Below are 16,645 nucleotides of genomic sequence, written 5' to 3' on the forward strand. Positions count from 1 at the left end.
TCGCAGCAGGTCAGAGGACGGGCTGGCCGGGGGCGGGGTGGGGGCGGTCGTGGGTGATGGTGGCGGCCGACTTTCCGCCGTCGATGGTCAAGGTGGTGCCGGTGATCCATGCCGCGTGGGGCGAGAGAAGGAACGCCGCGGCGGGCGCGATGTCCTCGACCTCGCCGAGGCGGCCCAGGGGGTAGCTGGTCGCGATGGTCTCCGGCGGCAGGACGGCGAGCGGGTCCATGAACGCGGTCTGGATGAAGGCGGGGGCGATGGCGTTGACCCGTACGCGCGGGGCGAGTTGGTCGGCGAGGTCTTTCGTGAGGCGGTGGAGGGCGGCCTTGGTGGCGCTGTAGGCGGGCATCCGGCACACGCTGGTGGCGGAGATGGTGTTCAGCATCAGGACGGACCCGCCGTGGTCCTTCATCCATGACCGCCAGGCCAGCTGGGTGTAGCCGAGCGCGCCCAGCACATTGGTGTCGAACATGCGACGGCAGCAGTCCAGGTCGAGGTCGATGACCGGGGTGTCGAGCGCGGGGTTGACACCGGTGGTGTAGACGAGCAGGTCCAGCCGCCCGAAGGTGTCCATGACGGCGTCGACGGCGGCCCTGCGATCGGCGTCCAGGCGGCTGTGGGCCCTGACGGGAAGGACCCGGCGGCCGGTCTCCGCGCGGATGCTCTTGGCCGCCTGCCGCAACGGCTCCTCGTTGCGGGCGGTCAGCGCCACCGACGCGCCCTGACGGGCCAGTTCGGCGGCGATGGCGTAGCCCATGCCCCGGCTGGCCGACACCACCAGAGCCACCTGTCCGTCGAACAACTGCTCGGTCATCGGCCGCCTGCTTTCGGTGTGGTGTCGGCACAGGTGGCCATGTCGTCGACGGCCCGGCGCCACAGGAGGGGGATCGTCTCCGCGCCGGGCAGGGCCCGGTCGATCTGGAAGCAGACGGTGGACGTCTCGGCGTAGAGGAAGAGGGCCGAGGTGAGAGGGAAGCCGTCGGGGCAGCAGATGACGGGGACGACGCGCTCGACCGGGTCGCCGAGGTACGCGAGCGGCTGACGGACGCGGAAGATCGAGGCGACCGCGGTGAGCCGGTCGGGGGCGGCGGTGCGGGCGACCAGTTGGTGGTACGTCTGTTTCGGCTCCCGCTGGGTGATGCGGTGGAGGGTCTGCTTGTAGGCCGGGTCCTTGAGTACGGCCGTGGCGGCCGATGTGCGGCCCAGCCGGCGGGCGGCGGTCATGGAGCCGCCGGGCAGATCGAGGCGGGCGAGGAAGAACCGGTTGCCGGGCAGGCCGGTCTCGGCGCGGGTGCGCAGGTTGACGGGGAGCATCAGCGGCAGCGGATCCGAGGCCGCCTCGGGGTGGTGCTCGCCCGCCCAGCGGGTGATCGCGTGGGCGAGCGCGGCCATGTGGACGTCGTTGGCCGTGGCGTCGTACGCGCGGCCGGTCTCCTCGATCAGGCGGCTGGGGACCTCCGTCCACAGGATGTGGCGGCGCCCGGACAGTGGCCGCCGCGCTGTGTTCCACAGGCCGTGGGGGCGTGTGTTGCGCCAGATGAAGGCCGTGGTGTCGAGGAACCAGCGCGGTTCCGGGGAGGGGACCGGCCCGGGGAAGGCGGCGGCCGACGGGTCCGCGATGTCCTCCGGACCCAGCAGGGTTTCCAGGACCGTGACGAGGTTCGCGGCGTCCTGGACCTCGTGGTGGGAGAACAGGGCAAGGCAGTACTTCCCCGGCGCGTGGCCCGACAGCAGGACCAGACGCCAGGCCGGGGCGCCGGCGGGCAGGGGGCCTCGGAGCAGCTCGCGCACGGTCTCGTCGAGGCGGTCGGGCCCGGCCGGGACGAGGTGTGCGAAGACGTGTTCTTCGAGGTCGGGGGCGTGCGGGGACCAGCGTGGGCAGTCGTCGTCGGTGGTGAGCACATGCGTGAGGCACGGCAGGAGGTGCAGTCGGCGGCCGATGGACGCGCGCAGTTCGGGCAGGTCAGGGGCCGTGCCGGTCAGGTGCGCGACGACTGCCACGTTGGGTACGGCCTCCGGGTGGGAGGCCAGTTGGCCTGCGGCGTGGAAGAGCAGGTCGACCGGGTTGGGGGCGGGAGGAGCGATGACCGAGGTGAGGACGGGCATGTCAGTCGCCTCCAGGCGGGGATACGGACGGGGCCGGGGCCTCCAGCGGGGCTGAGCCCTGATCGGGAACACGAGGACCGTGCCCCAGCTCCTGCAGCCGAGCGCAGGCCTCCTGCCGCACCCGGTGGCGGTTGACCTTGCCGGTGCCGGTGGTGGGCAGGGAGGCGAAGGACAGGAACTGGCGCGGGCACTTGTGCGGGGCCAGCGCCGCACGGCAGAACGCGGTCAGCGCGGCCGGGTCGAGAGCCGCGTCCACCGGGTCCCCGGACGCCGGGACCACGCAGGCCACGGGCCGGTCGAGGCCGTCGGCGTCGGGCACGGCCACGACGCACACCGCGGCCACGGTGGGATGGGCGAGCAGACGGTTCTCGACCTCGGCCGGGGAGACCCAGATGCCGCCGTTCTTGATCATGTCGTTCGCGCGCCCGTGGCAGACGTACTCGCCGTCCGGCTCCCGCGTGAACAGGTCACCGGTGTTCAGCCACGGCCCCTGGAACACGGTGTGCGTCGCGGCGGTACGGCACCAGTAGCCGGTGGCGGCCGAGGGCGCCCGTACCTTCAGTACGCCGGGCTCGCCGGGCGGTGACTCGGTACCGTCCGCCGACGTCAGGCGCAGCTCGTAGCCGGGTACGGGGGTGCCGAGGGAACCCGGCCGGCAGTGGCCGGGGCGGTTGGACAGGAAGATGTGCAGGGCCTCGGTCGAGCCCATCCCGTTGAGCAGGTCGACCCCGAAGCGGGCCCGGAAACGGTGCTGGAGCTCCGGCGGCAGGGGCTCCCCGGCCGACACGGCCAGCCGTACGCCCTGGAAGGCGTCGTCGGGGATGCGGCGGTCGTGCAGCAGGGCCGCGTAGGAGGTGGGCACGCCGAAGAAGACGGTGGGGGTGTCCTCGGCGAGGCGCCGGGCGATGGAGCGGGGCGTGGGCGGCGCCGGGTCGAGGACCGCGGTGGCTCCGGCGGCGAGCGGGAAGAAGCAGGAGTTGCCGATGCCGTACGCGAAGAACAGCTTCGCCACCGAGAGACAGCGGTCCTCCGGCGTCAGCTCCAGCACCTGCTCTCCGTAGTGCTCCGCGACGTAGCGGATGCTGCCGTGCCGGTGCATCGCGGCCTTCGGGTCGCCGGTCGTGCCCGAGGTGTACAGCCACAGGGCGGGGGAGTCCTCGGTGGTGCGGTCCGGCGCCCGGTCGCCGGGTCCGGACGCCTCGCCCGCCGCCAGCAGGTGCTCCCATCTGACCCGTACGACACCGGGCGGGGGCTCCACGGGAGCGTCGTCCAGCACGACTATGCCCGCCAGATCGGGCACGGCCGCCACATTCCATACGGCCGTCTGCGAACGCTCGCAGAAGTCCGCACCGGCGACCAGGTGGCGGCACCGGGAGTCGCCCAGGAGCGCGGTCAGTTCGCGGGCGGTGCTCATGGTGGACACGGGCACCGGAACGGCGCCCATCCTCAGCAGCGACAGCAGGGCGACGACCGTGTCCGGAGTGTCGGCGGCGTGGATCACCACCCGCTCCTCCGGGCGGACGCCCAGTGCCCGCCAGCCGGCGCTCGCGCGGGCGACCTGCACGGCCAGTTCGTCGTACGTCGTCGTGGAGCGCGGGCCGACGAGGGCGGGGCGGTCGCCGAGACCGCGGGCGATCTGACGGTCGACCAGGTAGACGGCCGCGTTGAACAGGGCGTCCATGGGGGTGGTGGTGCTTGGGGGGCTCGTGGGGCCCGTGCCGGATGTCCCGGAGTCGCTCATGGGGTCTCCAAGGGAGGTGAGGACGGGGTGGACGTCGATCAGGTGTCGCCCTGGCTCATCCGCAGGAGTTCCAGCGCCAGCCGGGTGCCGTTCGGGCCGAGCCGATCGTGGAAACGCTCGACCACCTCCCGCTCCCGGGCCAGGTCGGTCCGGGGCATGCCGCCGTGCAGCCGGGAGACGCGGATGCTCCGGGAGACCCCGTCACGGGCGCTCAGCAGATTCATCAGGTCGTTGTCGAGGGCGTCGATCAGGGCCCGTTGCCGCCCGATCCGGGCCTGTGCGGCGAGGGCGCTGCCGTGCCGCGTGCCGTTGTCCGGCCGCCGGGTTCGCTGCGGCCGGCGCTGCCACTCCTCGGCCGCCTCCAGCAGCCGGTCGATGTCCCTGAAGGTGTTGTAGTGATGACAGCTGACGCGGACACCGCCCACGCCGGAGGTGAAGCGGACGCTCACGGCGACTCCGGACGCGAGCAGCGACCGCATGAGCGCCACGTCGGTGGCGGCGCGTCCGGTGCCGAAGGTGAGGATCGCGGACCGGTGGCGTGGATCGAGTGGACCGGCCATGCCGAGTCCCAGCCGGTCGAGTCCCTCCGCCAAGTAGTCGGTGAGCGCCCGGACATGGGCCTCGATCCGCTCCGGCCGCAGCTCCAGCACCAGGGAAAGGGCCGCCGAAAGCCCCACGGCTCCCGGGAAGTTGCCGGTCCCGCCGGTCTCCCACGCATACGCCTCGTCGGTGAACTCGCACTCCTGCAGCGGAGCGACGTCCATCCGCTCGAACGCCTCACCCCAGGTACGGGCCGGCGGTCTCGCGGCGAAGAACCCGGCGATCGGCCGCCGCAGCCGTGGACGCGCCCTGGGGGCCAGGTACATGAATCCCGTGCCGAACGGCGAGCACAGCCACTTGTGGCCCCCGCACACGAGGATGTCGACCGGCGTCTGCCGGACGCTCAGCGGAAGCACCCCCAGGTGCTGCGCCGCGTCCACGACGAGCCACACGTCCCGCTGCCGGCACAGTTCGGACAGTGCCGCGAGATCGGCCCGGAACCCGTTGGTCCACTGCACCGAACTCAGCGCCAGCACCTTGACGTCCGGGGTCAGCAGAGCCTGTACGGCATCCACGCCCACGCCGCCGGACGCGTCGTGCGGAACAGTGCGGACGCCGACCCCGCGGTCCTGTAACTGCCGCCACACGAGCCCCATCTGCACGAACTCCAGGTCGGGCATCAGCACCTGGTCCCCGGCGTTCAACGGCAGGGACTCGGCGGCGATCTTCAGACCGTGCGTGGTGCTCTCCACCAGCGCGATGTCACCGGGTTCCGCCCCGATCAGCCGTGCCGCGAGCGGACGCGCCGAGTCCCTCAGCTCGTTGAGCCGGCCGTGCATCTGCGTCCCGGACTCCCCGGCGCAGTACTGCATGCCCTGCACCAGCTCGGTCACCGCGCGCACGGCCCGTAACGGGGCCACACCGATACACGCGGTGTCGAGATAGGTCTTGTGGGCGAGGGCCGGGAACTCCCTGCGCAGACGGGGAGACGCTCCACCGAAGCCGGGTTCTTCACGATGACGGTCCACACGCATCCGACTCACCCCGTCGCAGGCCGTAGTTCCACCTCCATCCGATGCTCGGGCGGACGAGTCAAGAGGCTCAAGAGCGCGCGGAAGGGGAGCACGCGCACAACGGACGCGCGCGGTGCACATGTATTCATAGGACTAGATGCAGAGCGCGGGAGTGCTTCCAGCGCTTGCCTCCAGCACGTTCGGACAGGGGCCGTCCGGGAAGAGTCCCAGTGCTCGGCGGCCAGGCGGACCCGTCGACGATCTCACGCACCTGGTCAGGCAGCGCGTCGCGTGTAGCGAGGGCGTCGAACCTCCAGTCCATCTGGCACGGCGGTCACATGAACTCGTCGGTCACTCGCTGGGCTCCGTCCTTCTGCCATGACGACACCATGACCGAACCGAACCCACGTCCGTCCCTGCTTCCCGTCACGCCTCCTCCCAGCGGAACAGGCGGGCGGCGATCAGTGTCAGCACGGCGGCGAAGGCCAGCAGTCCCGCTATGACGGGCAGGGCCGCGGACCAGCCCTGGCCTCGGGACAGTACGCCCTGCATCGCCTCGCCGAGATGCTTCAGCGGCAGGAACTCCGACACCGTACGGACCCACTGCGGTGCGGAGTCGAGCGGGAAGAAGGAACCGGACAGGAACGCCATCGGCAGGGTGACGATCTGCGCCAACCCGTTGGCGGCCTCCTCGGACTTCGCCCAGGCGCCGACGACCAGCCCGATGGACATGAAGGCCAGCGTGCCGCTCAGGATCAGGGGAAACGACAGCCACCAATAGCCGGTCAGCCGCAGACCGAAGTAGGGCAGGGTGGCCACTCCGAGGAAGATCACCGTCTGAGCGAGCGCCAGCGTCAGATTCACGCCGATACGGGCGCCGATCACCGATCCGGCGTTGACGGGCGCCAGCCACAGCCGGCGCAGGATGCGTTTCTTGCGCCAGTTGACCAGGTTGAGCGCGGTGCCGAACACCGCGCCCATGGCCACCGCCCAGCCGAGCAGTCCGGGCGTGAGGAACTGGATCGGCTTGGTCGACTCGTCCTCGACCTGCCCAGCCGTCAGCGTGTAGGCGGGCGGCTGACCGGTGGCGGCCTGGTTGGCCCGCTGGACGATCGAGTTCAGGATGCCCTGCACGTTCCCCGCGCGTACCAGGTCGCCCGCCGAGAAGCGCAGTTCGACCTTCCCCGCGCTCTGGGTGACCGCGGCGTCCGCGTCGCCCTTGCGGACCTGTTCCAGGGCGTCCGCGAGGGCGGCCGCCGAGCCGTCCGTCTTCTCGATCCGCAGCACGTCACGGAGTTGTTCGCGATCCTTGTCCGGCATCTCGTCCAGAACGGCGACGTCCCCGACCTGGATCACCTTCGACTCGGAGACACCGGCGTCCTTGAGGAGGGTGCCGAGCAACAGCAGGAACATCAAGGGGAAGATCAGCATGAAGAAGACCGCTGACCGGTCGCGCAGCAGGCCCAGCGTCATGGCCCTGCTGAGGCTGCGAAAGGCCTGAACCCCGGTCCCGGTCCCGGTCCCGGTCCCGGTCCCGGTCGCCGTCCCCGTCGCCTTCCTCGTCCTCACTCGCGGTACTCCCGTCCGGTCAGCTGGAGGAAGACGTCCTCAAGGGAGTCCACCCCCAGCTCGACTATCAACTCGCGGGGCGGGCCGACGCGCAGGACCTTGCCGTGGTCCATCACCGCCACCCGGTCGCACAGCGTCTCGGCCTCGTCCATGTAGTGGGTGGTCAGGACGACGGTGCGGCCCTCGGCGTTGATGTCGCGCAGCAGATCCCACAGGTTCCGGCGGGCCTGTGGATCGAGGCCCGTGGTCGGCTCGTCGAGGAAGACCAGCTCCGGGTCGTGGACGAGCGCGCAGGCGATGGAGAGCCGCTGTGCCTGGCCGCCGGAGAGCCGGTCGTCGCGGACGCCGCCCTTCTCGGTCAGGCCGACCTTCTCCAGCATCGCGTCGGCGTTCGCCCGGGGGACGCCGTAGAGCGAGGCGAAGGTGTGGATCTGCTCACGGGCGGTGAGCTTCTCGAAGAAGGCGGAGGACTGGAGTTGGACGCCGATCCGGGGCAGCAGCGCCTTGTTGCGCGGCCAGGACGACTCGCCGAGCACGGTGACGGTGCCGGCGTCGGGCTCGCGCAGCCCCTCGATGATCTCCAGGGTGGTGGTCTTGCCCGCGCCGTTCGGTCCGAGAATGCCGTAGAACTCGCCGTCCCTGACCTCGAACGAGACCCCGTCGACAGCCTTTACATCCCCGTACCACTTGCGCAGTCCTTCGACTGTGATCGCATCTGTGGCCATAACGATCGACGGTATCCCGGAACGATCCGTTCAGGCGGGGCCCGGGAGCGGTATTACGCGGTCCCCTTCACGCCCTGCACGAAGGCGGCCCAGGACGACGCCGAGAGCATCAGTACGTGGCCTGCGGGGACCTTGCTGTCGCGGACGGGGACTATGCCGGAGTAGCTGTCGGCGACCTCGATGCAGTCATTGGCTCCCCCTTCGCTGTAGCTCGACTTTCGCCACACGGCGGTACTGAGGTCGAGGGTGCGCGTCATGATCAGTGCTCCTCCAGTACGTCCCTGATGAACGCGAGCGAGTCCGACGGGGACAGCGCCAGGTCGCGGAGCCGATCGTAGGACAACCGCTGCCGCAGCACCTCGTCCGCATCCTCGATCAACCGGCTACAACCGTTGCCTTCCTTATAGGCAACGGCACTTCCGCCCCTCTGCCAGAGCAGGGTCAACGACCCGACCATATGGTGGTGCGCTCCTGCCGAGAACGGCAGTACCTGAAGCGTCATGTTGGGCCACAGCGCCGCAGCTTCAAGACGAAGTAGTTGGTCGCGCCATGTCTTGCCCTGGGCAGCAGGGCGCCTGAGCGCGAACTCGTCCATGATGATCCGGACTTCGGGTTCCGGCTTCTGCCTCAGCAGGTACTGCCGCCCGAGCCGAGCCGCTACTTGCTCCTCGATGGCTTCGTCGCCATCAGCCGTTGTCTGCGCCCCAGACAACACCCCCCGAGCAAAGTCCTCGGTCTGCAGAAGTCCTGGAATCCCTGGCGAGAACACCCACATGATCCGCGCCGTCGCCTCCAACGCCATGTACTCCTTGTACTGGTCCTTGAACGCGTCCAGCCGAGCCGCCTTCCAGTGGCTTAAGAGCAGGTCACCGGTGCCGTAGTACCCGTCCAAGTCCTCCATGACCGTCACCTTGGACAGCCGCTCCCCGGACTCCAGCCGACTCAGATAGCTCTTCTCGTACCCGGTTTCGTCGGCCAACTGCCCCAGTGACTTCCCGGCCTTCTCCCGCAGAACCTTCAGTGTCTGCCCCAGCATCGCCCGCCCGGAAACCGGCTCCGCGTCAACCTTCTCGCTCACGTCACCCCTCACCGTTGCCTGCGCGCCAGACAACACCGAACCTCTTCCGCAGCGTACGTCGCACCTGTGACGATCGAGGCACGAACGGTAATCACCGCTCGTCAGACCACCCCCACGACAAACCCCCGCGACCGATGGTGCTCGGTCCGGGGGCCGTGGCCGACGCTTATCCCAAGGAACGCCGACATGCGCGAACGTACCGCCCTGCTCATCGAATCGCTACTGATTGCACTCGTACGAGTACTACTTCCCGGCCGGGGCCAACACCGAGCAGCCGCCCCGCCCCAACCCCCGCCCCCCAAACAAAAGTTGGCCGCACCATGCCGCTGTGAGCGCGAACGCATCCTGCAGCGCCGTCGCGCCCACTGGGCCGTCGCCTACGGCACCCACGCCGCCCCGCGCCGACCCCACGCAGCGGAGGTCTCCGTATGAGCTCCCCCGAAGAACTCCGCCTCCTCCCCTGGACCACCCCCGACGGCAATCCCTGCTACCTCAGCACCGACACGGAGGACAGCAGACTCTCCCGGCTCGCCGACGACATGGAGGCGGCCCAACTGGACTCGGGCGAACAGGTACTAGCCGGAGCCAGAGCCGTCCTCACCGACACCAAGGCCGGCGAACGCGCCGTACGCTTCGCGCTCACGCGCGCCACGGAGGCCCTGGAGGACGTCATCCGCATCGCGGTCAGCCGCGGCGGCGGCCGTACGACTGCTTGGGCACTGTCGGCGGATCATGTGGCTCAGGAGGTGATCGGGCAGAGAAAACAGTGGTAGGCCGCCCGATCACCCTGACACGATCTGGGTGTGACCACGCTGTTCCTGATGGTCGGCCTGCCAGGGGCCGGAAAGACCACGCGGGCTCGACAGCTCGCCGAGGAGCACGGCGCGCTGCGCCTGACCCCCGACGACTGGATGATTCCCCTGTTCGGCAAGGCGGAGGCGGACGGCAAGCGCGACGTGCTGGAAGGGCGCATGCTCTGGCTCGCCTTGGAGGCGGTCAAGCTGGGCACCGACGTGGTGGTGGACTACGGCTGCTGGTCCCGGGACGAACGGTCCGCGATCCGCTGGCTGGTGGAGGCCGAGGACGCGTGTTTCCACATGGTCTACCTGCCGGTGAGCGATGAGACCCAACGCGCCCGGATCGCCCATCGCCGGGCCACCGCCCCCGAGGAGACGCTCCCGATGAGTGAGGCCGACATCCTGCACGGGCAGGCGCACTTCGAGGAACCCGACGTGGCGGAGCTGGGAGGCCGCGGGGCCGCCGGCCCGCCCCCCGGCTGGGCGGACTGGAGGGAATGGGCCGCCGACCGGTGGCCGTCGTTCGCGTGACTGTCTCGGCCCACACGGTGTGACTCGGCTCTTGTCCGCCGGGCAGGACCTGGCCAACTCGGCTTCTGCCTGGCGGGGTTGGCCCCTCCAAACCGGCCGGGAAGGAGATCCACTTCCCGGCCGCTTCCCCCTACGCTTGAGGCGAGGGGGAGCCATGCTGAAGAACTCGCAACGGAAAACCGTCCTCTGGATCGCCTTGTGCCTCGTGTTCGCGGCCGGTGCCGTCTCGCTCTTCGTTCTGGCGGTGAAGTCGTGGCCGGGGTCGGACGACGAGGGGGGCAGCTCGGGGTCCGCCCCGTCGACCAGTTGGTACACCACGCGGCCCCCGCAGCCGACCATGGCGCCGACGGATCCCGGCCAGGGTGGCACCTCGGAACCGAGCGGCCCGAGCGAACCCCCGTCCCCGGCACCCGTCGTGACCAAGACCGTCATCTCGGTTCCCGAGAACGGCGGCGGCGATGGCGGCGACGGTCCCACGACGCTGATCTCGGCCTGCGGCTCCCTGCTGAGCGGCGCCGCGGCGGTCGGCACCCTGCTCCACGCCATCAACATCAGTCGGCAGAACAACCGCAGCGCCGCGGCGACGGACGAGCCCTGATAAAACCTGACAGACGCACCCACCGACCGCGGGGCGTCGACCCCGGCAGCACCGACCTGATGATCGAGCGGCTCTGCAACCAGGAGGGCAGCCTGACCGGCGTCTACGGCGCCCTCAACGTCGACACCGGCGAGTTCAAGACGCAGGACGAGTACCTGCGGGACGTCTTCGGACTGTGGAAGCCCGCAGGACCGTGGGAGTTGTTCCGTGTGAACCCGGTCTTCCAGATCGAGGACTACCAGTGGAACAAGGGCGACGGCGACGTCACCGCGCACACCTGGCGCGGCCGGGACGCGAGCTGGAAGACGATCTACTCGTACGGCTACTACATCGAGGGTGTCTCCGACAAGGTCCTGCCGGGCGGCCAGCCCGACGGCCGCGAGGACAAGATCGAGGAGAAGCCGGACCCCGGCACCTGCACCAACTAGGCCATGAAGTAGGCCCGGTGGGCCTCTCGTAGCCCGCGGGGGCACTCACGACGGCAACTTTTCCGTGCGGGGCGGCAACCGCTCTTCGGAGCAACCGACCCCCCGCACGGAACGGATCACCGTATGAGTGAGCAGCACAGCAAGCCCCGGCACCGCAGAAGCCGCAAGGCCCTGGCCGTCGGGGTCCCGCTGGCCCTGACCGCCGCCGGAACCCTCGCCTACGGCACGGACCTCGGGCTCTTCGGGGCGGACGCCCAGCAGCGGGCGTCCGCCGCGACGACCGCCGCCCCCTCCTGGGCCACCGCCGCCGCCGACGGCTTCGCCTCCGTCAACTCCCTTGGCCAGAACGGCACTTACGGCGGTCGCGACGGACAGATCGTGACCGTGAAGACGCAGGCCGACCTGGAGAAGTACGCAACGGCCGCGGAACCGTACGTGATCGTCGTCGCCGGGACCATCGACATGAACCCGGTCGGGAAAGAGATCAAGGTCCAGTCGGACAAGACCATCGTCGGGGCCGGGACCGCCGGGCAGATCGTCGGCGGTGGGTTCTTCCTCGGGTCCGGCGTGCACAACGTGATCATCCGGAACCTCACCATCCGGGACTCGTACCAGGGCGTCTGGAACGACAAGGACCACGACTTCGACGCCGTTCAGATGGACGGCGCGCATCACGTGTGGATCGACCACAACGATCTGCGGCACATGGCCGACGGGCTCATCGACGTCCGCAAGGACAGCACCAATGTGACCGTCTCCTGGAACAAGCTGAGCGACAACAACAAGACCTTCGGCATCGGCTGGACCGAGAACGTCAAGACGGACATCACGGTCCACCACAACTGGTTCCGCGAGACCGAGCAGCGCAACCCCTCCACCGACAACGCCGCCCACGCGCACCTCTACAACAACTTCCTGGAGGACGTGGCCGGGACGACGATCAAGTCCTCCTACGGCAACTACTCGCGCGGCAGGACCAAGATGGTCCTGGAGAACTCCTACTTCCAGGGCATGAACAACCCGGTCACCAAGGACAGCACGGCCGCCCTCGTCCAGAAGGGCAACACGTTCGCCGGCACCAGCGGGCGCAACGAGAGCGGTGGCACCGCCTTCGACCCGAAGAGCTTCTACAGCTACACGCTCGACAAGACCGCCGATGTGCCCGCTCTGCTCAAGTCCGGTGCGGGGCCGAGGAGTTCCATAGGGACTTCGAGTGCGACGGCGGGCGCCAAGGCGGCCGCCACCACCCTCACCGTCGCCAAGGACGGCAGCGGGCAGTACGCGACCGTGCAGGCGGCCGTGAACGCCGTACCCGCGAACAACGCCTCCCGGGTCGTGATCGCCGTCAAGCCGGGCACGTACCGGGAGACGGTGAAGGTCCCGTCCAACAAGCCGCACATCACCATCCAGGGCACGGGCGGCAGCCGCAAGGACACCGTGATCGTCTACAACAACGCGGCCGGCACGCCCAAGCCGGGCGGCGGCACCTACGGCACCGGCGGCAGCGCCACCGTCGCCGTCGAGGCCGACGACTTCCAGGCCCGCAACCTGACCATCTCCAACGACTTCGACGAGAAGGCGAACCAGAACCTCAGCGGCCACCAGGCCGTGGCCCTGCGTACCGCCGCCGACCAGGTGTTCCTCGACGGGATCATCACCGAGGGCGACCAGGACACCCTGCTGCTGGACACGGCGGCCAAGGACCGGCTCGGCCGGGTGTACGTGAAGAACTCCTACGTCATCGGCAACGTCGACTTCATCTTCGGCAGGGCCTCGGCCGTGATCGACCGCTCGGTCATCACCCTGAAGAAGCGCTGGGACGGAACGTCGGCGGGCTATGTCACCGCGCCCAGCACGGCCGCCAATCGCAAGGGCATCCTGATCGCCAACTCGTCCGTGGGCGGCGACGTCTCCGCGTCCAGCTTCTTCCTGGGCCGACCCTGGCACGCGGGTGGTGACGCGACCCTCGACCCTCAGACGACGGTCCGCAACACCACCCTCGGCGCGGCGGTCAAGTCCACGCCGTGGACCGACATGAGCGGCTTCTCCTGGAAGGACGACCGTTTCGCGGAGTACAAGAACACCGGCCCGGGGTCGGGTTCGGCGAGCTCCAACCGGCCTCAGCTGACCGACGCCCAGGCCGCAGACCAGGAGGTCGCGGACTGGCTGGCCGGCTGGACGCCCTCGGCGTCCTGAGTCCCGGAACCGCTCTCAGGCACACCCGCAGGACCGTCGCGGAACCAGCCGCGACGGGAACACCTTCAGCCGCTCGCGCCGTGACCCGGCGACCCGCAGCCCGTCATCGAGGACCAGATCCACCGCGGCCCGGGCCATGGCGGACCGGTCCGAGGCGATGGTGGTCAGCGGCGGATCCGTCAGCGCCGCTTCCTTGATGTCGTCGAACCCGGCGACGGCCAGCTCCCCCGGCACGTCGATCCGCAGTTCACGCGCCGCCCGCAGCACACCGATGGCCTGGTCGTCGGTGGAGCAGAAGACCGCGGGCGGCCGGTTCGGCCCGGAGAGGATGTCGAGCGCCACGTGATACGCGTCGTAGCGGTTGTACGGCGCCTCGAACAGCCGGCCCTCGGTGGAGATCCCGGCCTCGGCCATCGCCCGCCGCCAGCCCTCGACGTGGTCGGAGACCGGGTCGCCGACCGCAGGGGTCTCCGCGGTGCCGCCCATACAGGCGACGTACGCGTAGCCGTGCTCCAGGAGGTGGCGTACGGCGAGCTCGGCGCCGCCCAGGTCGTCGGTGACGACGGCGACGTCGTCGATGGCCTCGGGCCGCTCGTGGAGGAGGACGACGCGGGCGTCCCAGGCCTCGATCTCGGCGGCGGCCAGGTCGTTCAGTGCGTGGGAGACGAGGATGAGCCCCGAGACGCGCATTCCGAGGAACGCCCGCAGATAGTGGACCTCGCGCTCGCCGACGTAGTCGGAGTTGCCGACGAGGACCATCTTTCCGCGCTCGGCGGCGGCCCACTCGACCGCGTGCGCCATCTCCCCGAAGAAGGGCTGGCGCGCGTCCGGGACGATCAGGCCTATGAGATCCGTGCGGCGCGAGGCCATCGCCTGGGCGACCCGGTCGGGCCGATAGCCCAGTTCCTTGATCGCGGCGAGGACACGCTCGCGCGTGGCCGGGGCAACCGGCCGGGGTCCGTTGTTGATGACATAACTGACGACGGCAGTGGAAGTCCCCGCCAGCCGCGCCACGTCATCCCGAGTCACCTTGGCCACGCGCGGAGTCTACGCGGATGGACCCGCTCTGGGCAGGGCGTGAAGGAGCTTCGCTGTCGCCCGGCTGTCACTCCGCTGTGCGAATGCGACGCCGGTGACGCCCTGCCCGGGCGCCCGTCGGGTCCTGCTACGCCTCGGCCCTGACCTCGACGCCGTCCAGGACGGCCGTCTCGTCCGTATCCTCCGGTTTTGCCTGGTCGGCCTTGGCCTTCGGCTCCTCGGCGGTCCGGTCGGCCTTCTCCGGGGTAACGAATCGATAACCGACGTTCCGGACGGTCCCGATGAGCGACTCGTGCTCGGGGCCGAGCTTGGCGCGCAGCCGTCGTACGTGCACGTCCACGGTCCGGGTGCCGCCGAAGTAGTCGTAGCCCCAGACCTCCTGCAGCAGCTGCGCGCGCGTGAAGACGCGGCCCGGGTGCTGGGCGAGGTACTTCAGGAGCTCGAACTCCTTGAAGGTGAGGTCGAGGACCCGGCCCTTGAGCTTGGCGCTGTAGGTGGCCTCGTCCACGGACAGGTCGCCGTTGCGGATCTCCATGGGGGAGTCGTCGGCGACGATCTGCTGACGGCCCATGGCGAGCCGCAGCCGGGCCTCAACCTCGGCGGGACCCGCGGTGTCCAGCAGGACGTCGTCGATGCCCCAGTCGGCGGTGACGGCGGCGAGGCCGCCCTCGGTGACGACGAGGATCAGCGGGCAGCCGGGGCCGGTGGAGCGCAGGAGCTGGCACAGGCTGCGCACCTGGGGCAGGTCGCGCCGGCCGTCGATGAGGATGACGTCGGCGCCCGGGGTGTCGACGAGGGCGGGACCCTCCGCCGGAGCCACGCGCACGTTGTGCAGCAGCAGGCCGAGAGCGGGGAGCACCTCCGTCGACGGCTGGAGGGCGTTGGTCAGGAGCAGCAGAGAACTCATACGTCTGGTTCCTCCTCGGTCCCTGCGAGGACATGTGCGGTACGGAACTGCTCTGCGATCCCGAAGGCCCCGTACACCTGCGGTTTCCCGCGTCGTATACAACGCTTCCGAAAGCACAAAAGGACCCGGGGGCTACGCTGCCCGAGTCCTCTGCCCAGCAGAATAGCCCACATGAGCATCGGTCCGGCAGGTCATGTGGCACGATCCACGGTTCGTCCGCACTCTGAGACATCCAGACGTACACCTTTGCGGACGTTTCTGCACACCGACGACGACGTGACGATCGATTCCGTATACGACCCGGGTGCGGTCGTATACGACTCCTCGCGTGCATCTGCCGGTGACCTGGTGTTCGTCGTCGCCCACGGCTTCACGGGCGACGTCGATCGGCCGCACGTTCGACGGGTGGCGGAGGCCCTCACCCGGCACGGCGCCGTCGTCACCTTTTCCTTCCGGGGGCACGGCGCGTCGGGCGGCCGGTCGACGGTCGGCGACCGCGAGGTGCTGGACCTGGCGGCCGCGGTGCGCTGGGCGCGGGAACTCGGGCACACACGCGTGGCGACGATCGGCTTCTCCATGGGCGGGTCCGTGGTGCTGCGGCATGCGGCGCTGTACGGCGGTGCGGGTGCGGTGGAGGGGCAGCAGGGAGAAGGAGAGGGAGAAGGAGAAGGGGAGAACGCCGGGGAGCGCGGGGCGGGTACGGATGCCGTCGTGTCCGTGAGCGCGCCGGCGCGCTGGTACTACCGGGGCACGCCCCCTATGCGCCGTCTGCACTGGCTGGTGACCCGGCCGGAGGGGCGCCTGGTGGGCCGCTACGGCCTCCGTACGCGGATCCACCACCAGGAGTGGAACCCGGTACCGATGTCCCCGGTCGAGGCGGTGCCCCGGATCGCGCCCACGCCGCTGCTGATCGTGCACGGTGACCAGGACGGCTACTTCCCCCTCGACCACCCCCGCATGCTGGCCGAGGCGGCCGGTGACCACGGGGAACTCTGGCTGGAGCCCGGTATGGGGCACGCCGAGCACGCCGCCACCGACGCGCTGCTGGACCGCATCGGGGACTGGGCCGTCGCACAGGGCGGCTAGCCTGACGGGGTACACAGCCGATCGATTGAGGAACCGGATGCCAAAGGTCACGGTGCGCTACTGGGCCGCCGCGAAGGCCGCGGCCGGGATCGCCGAGGAGCCGTTCGACGCGGCCACGCTCGCCGAGGCGCTCGACGCGGTGCGCGAGCGACACCCCGGGGAACTGACGCGCGTACTGCGGCGATGCTCGTTCCTCGTCGACGGTGACCCCGTGGGCACCCGCGAACATGAGACGGTACGGCTGGCCGACGGCGGCACGGTCGAGGTGCTCCCGCCGTTCGCAGGAGGGTGA

At 69.9% G+C, this 16,645-nt stretch carries 17 protein-coding genes; 7 read left to right on the forward strand and 10 right to left on the reverse strand.

Going from position 1 to position 16,645, the window contains the following annotated elements; all coding sequences use genetic code 11:
* Window positions 1-10: 10 nt before the first annotated feature.
* From POF73_RS25380 to POF73_RS25415, 8 genes are all read right to left on the reverse strand, one after another.
* The gene (locus POF73_RS25380) at window positions 11-814 is read right to left on the reverse strand and encodes an SDR family oxidoreductase (RefSeq protein WP_272119471.1); all 804 of its coding nucleotides are present in this window, start codon (window positions 812-814) and stop codon (window positions 11-13) included.
* On the reverse strand, window positions 811-2,106 hold the full coding sequence (locus POF73_RS25385) for a wax ester/triacylglycerol synthase domain-containing protein (protein ID WP_272119473.1): 1,296 nt from the start codon (window positions 2,104-2,106) through the stop codon (window positions 811-813). The genes POF73_RS25380 and POF73_RS25385 overlap by 4 nt, the downstream gene beginning before the upstream one ends.
* 1 nt (window position 2,107) lies before the next feature.
* Window positions 2,108-3,847, reverse strand: a complete 1,740-nt coding sequence (locus tag POF73_RS25390) for a benzoate-CoA ligase family protein (RefSeq protein WP_272119475.1) — start codon at window positions 3,845-3,847, stop codon at window positions 2,108-2,110.
* A gap of 38 nt (window positions 3,848-3,885) precedes the next feature.
* The gene (locus POF73_RS25395; protein ID WP_272119476.1) at window positions 3,886-5,421 is read right to left on the reverse strand and encodes an aminotransferase class V-fold PLP-dependent enzyme; all 1,536 of its coding nucleotides are present in this window, start codon (window positions 5,419-5,421) and stop codon (window positions 3,886-3,888) included.
* Between the two features lie 405 nt (window positions 5,422-5,826).
* Complete coding sequence (locus tag POF73_RS25400; protein ID WP_272119478.1) at window positions 5,827-6,873, reverse strand: ABC transporter permease; 1,047 nt, start codon at window positions 6,871-6,873, stop codon at window positions 5,827-5,829.
* A 92-nt stretch (window positions 6,874-6,965) separates the two neighbouring features.
* Entirely contained in the window at window positions 6,966-7,694 is a 729-nt protein-coding gene (locus POF73_RS25405) for an ABC transporter ATP-binding protein (protein ID WP_272119480.1), read from the reverse strand.
* A gap of 53 nt (window positions 7,695-7,747) precedes the next feature.
* Window positions 7,748-7,951 (reverse strand): DUF397 domain-containing protein, encoded by a 204-nt coding sequence (locus POF73_RS25410; RefSeq protein WP_272119483.1) that lies wholly within the window; start codon window positions 7,949-7,951, stop codon window positions 7,748-7,750.
* Window positions 7,952-7,953: 2 nt separating this feature from the next.
* Complete coding sequence (locus tag POF73_RS25415) at window positions 7,954-8,772, reverse strand: helix-turn-helix domain-containing protein (protein ID WP_272119485.1); 819 nt, start codon at window positions 8,770-8,772, stop codon at window positions 7,954-7,956.
* A gap of 428 nt (window positions 8,773-9,200) precedes the next feature.
* On the opposite strand from POF73_RS25415, the gene POF73_RS25420 reads away from it, so the two are divergent.
* From POF73_RS25420 to POF73_RS25440, 5 genes are all read left to right on the forward strand, one after another.
* Window positions 9,201-9,545, forward strand: coding sequence for a hypothetical protein (locus POF73_RS25420; protein WP_272119487.1), 345 nt, complete (start codon window positions 9,201-9,203; stop codon window positions 9,543-9,545).
* Between the two features lie 30 nt (window positions 9,546-9,575).
* Window positions 9,576-10,100, forward strand: a complete 525-nt coding sequence (locus POF73_RS25425) for an AAA family ATPase (protein WP_272119489.1) — start codon at window positions 9,576-9,578, stop codon at window positions 10,098-10,100.
* A gap of 154 nt (window positions 10,101-10,254) precedes the next feature.
* The gene (locus POF73_RS25430) at window positions 10,255-10,698 is read left to right on the forward strand and encodes a hypothetical protein (RefSeq protein WP_272119490.1); all 444 of its coding nucleotides are present in this window, start codon (window positions 10,255-10,257) and stop codon (window positions 10,696-10,698) included.
* Between the two features lie 59 nt (window positions 10,699-10,757).
* On the forward strand, window positions 10,758-11,126 hold the full coding sequence (locus tag POF73_RS25435; protein WP_272119491.1) for a hypothetical protein: 369 nt from the start codon (window positions 10,758-10,760) through the stop codon (window positions 11,124-11,126).
* 123 nt (window positions 11,127-11,249) lie between these two features.
* A complete protein-coding gene (locus POF73_RS25440; RefSeq protein WP_272119493.1) occupies window positions 11,250-13,322 on the forward strand; it encodes a pectinesterase family protein in 2,073 nt (690 codons plus the stop codon).
* A 15-nt stretch (window positions 13,323-13,337) separates the two neighbouring features.
* Here the strand turns inward: POF73_RS25440 and POF73_RS25445 are convergent, their stop codons facing one another.
* Entirely contained in the window at window positions 13,338-14,360 is a 1,023-nt protein-coding gene (locus POF73_RS25445; RefSeq protein ID WP_272119494.1) for a LacI family DNA-binding transcriptional regulator, read from the reverse strand.
* Window positions 14,361-14,487: 127 nt separating this feature from the next.
* A complete protein-coding gene (locus tag POF73_RS25450; RefSeq protein ID WP_272119495.1) occupies window positions 14,488-15,267 on the reverse strand; it encodes a winged helix-turn-helix transcriptional regulator in 780 nt (259 codons plus the stop codon).
* 171 nt (window positions 15,268-15,438) lie between these two features.
* Here POF73_RS25450 and POF73_RS25455 point away from each other — a divergent pair, with 171 nt between their 5' ends.
* Together POF73_RS25455 and POF73_RS25460 are read left to right on the forward strand one after the other, a co-directional pair.
* Window positions 15,439-16,353, forward strand: a complete 915-nt coding sequence (locus tag POF73_RS25455) for an alpha/beta hydrolase (protein WP_272119496.1) — start codon at window positions 15,439-15,441, stop codon at window positions 16,351-16,353.
* 37 nt (window positions 16,354-16,390) lie between these two features.
* Entirely contained in the window at window positions 16,391-16,645 is a 255-nt protein-coding gene (locus POF73_RS25460; protein ID WP_272119498.1) for a MoaD/ThiS family protein, read from the forward strand.

Origin of the sequence: Streptomyces sp. HD, from assembly GCF_028369295.1 — a bacterium.
Taxonomy (GTDB): Bacteria; Actinomycetota; Actinomycetes; order Streptomycetales; family Streptomycetaceae; genus Streptomyces.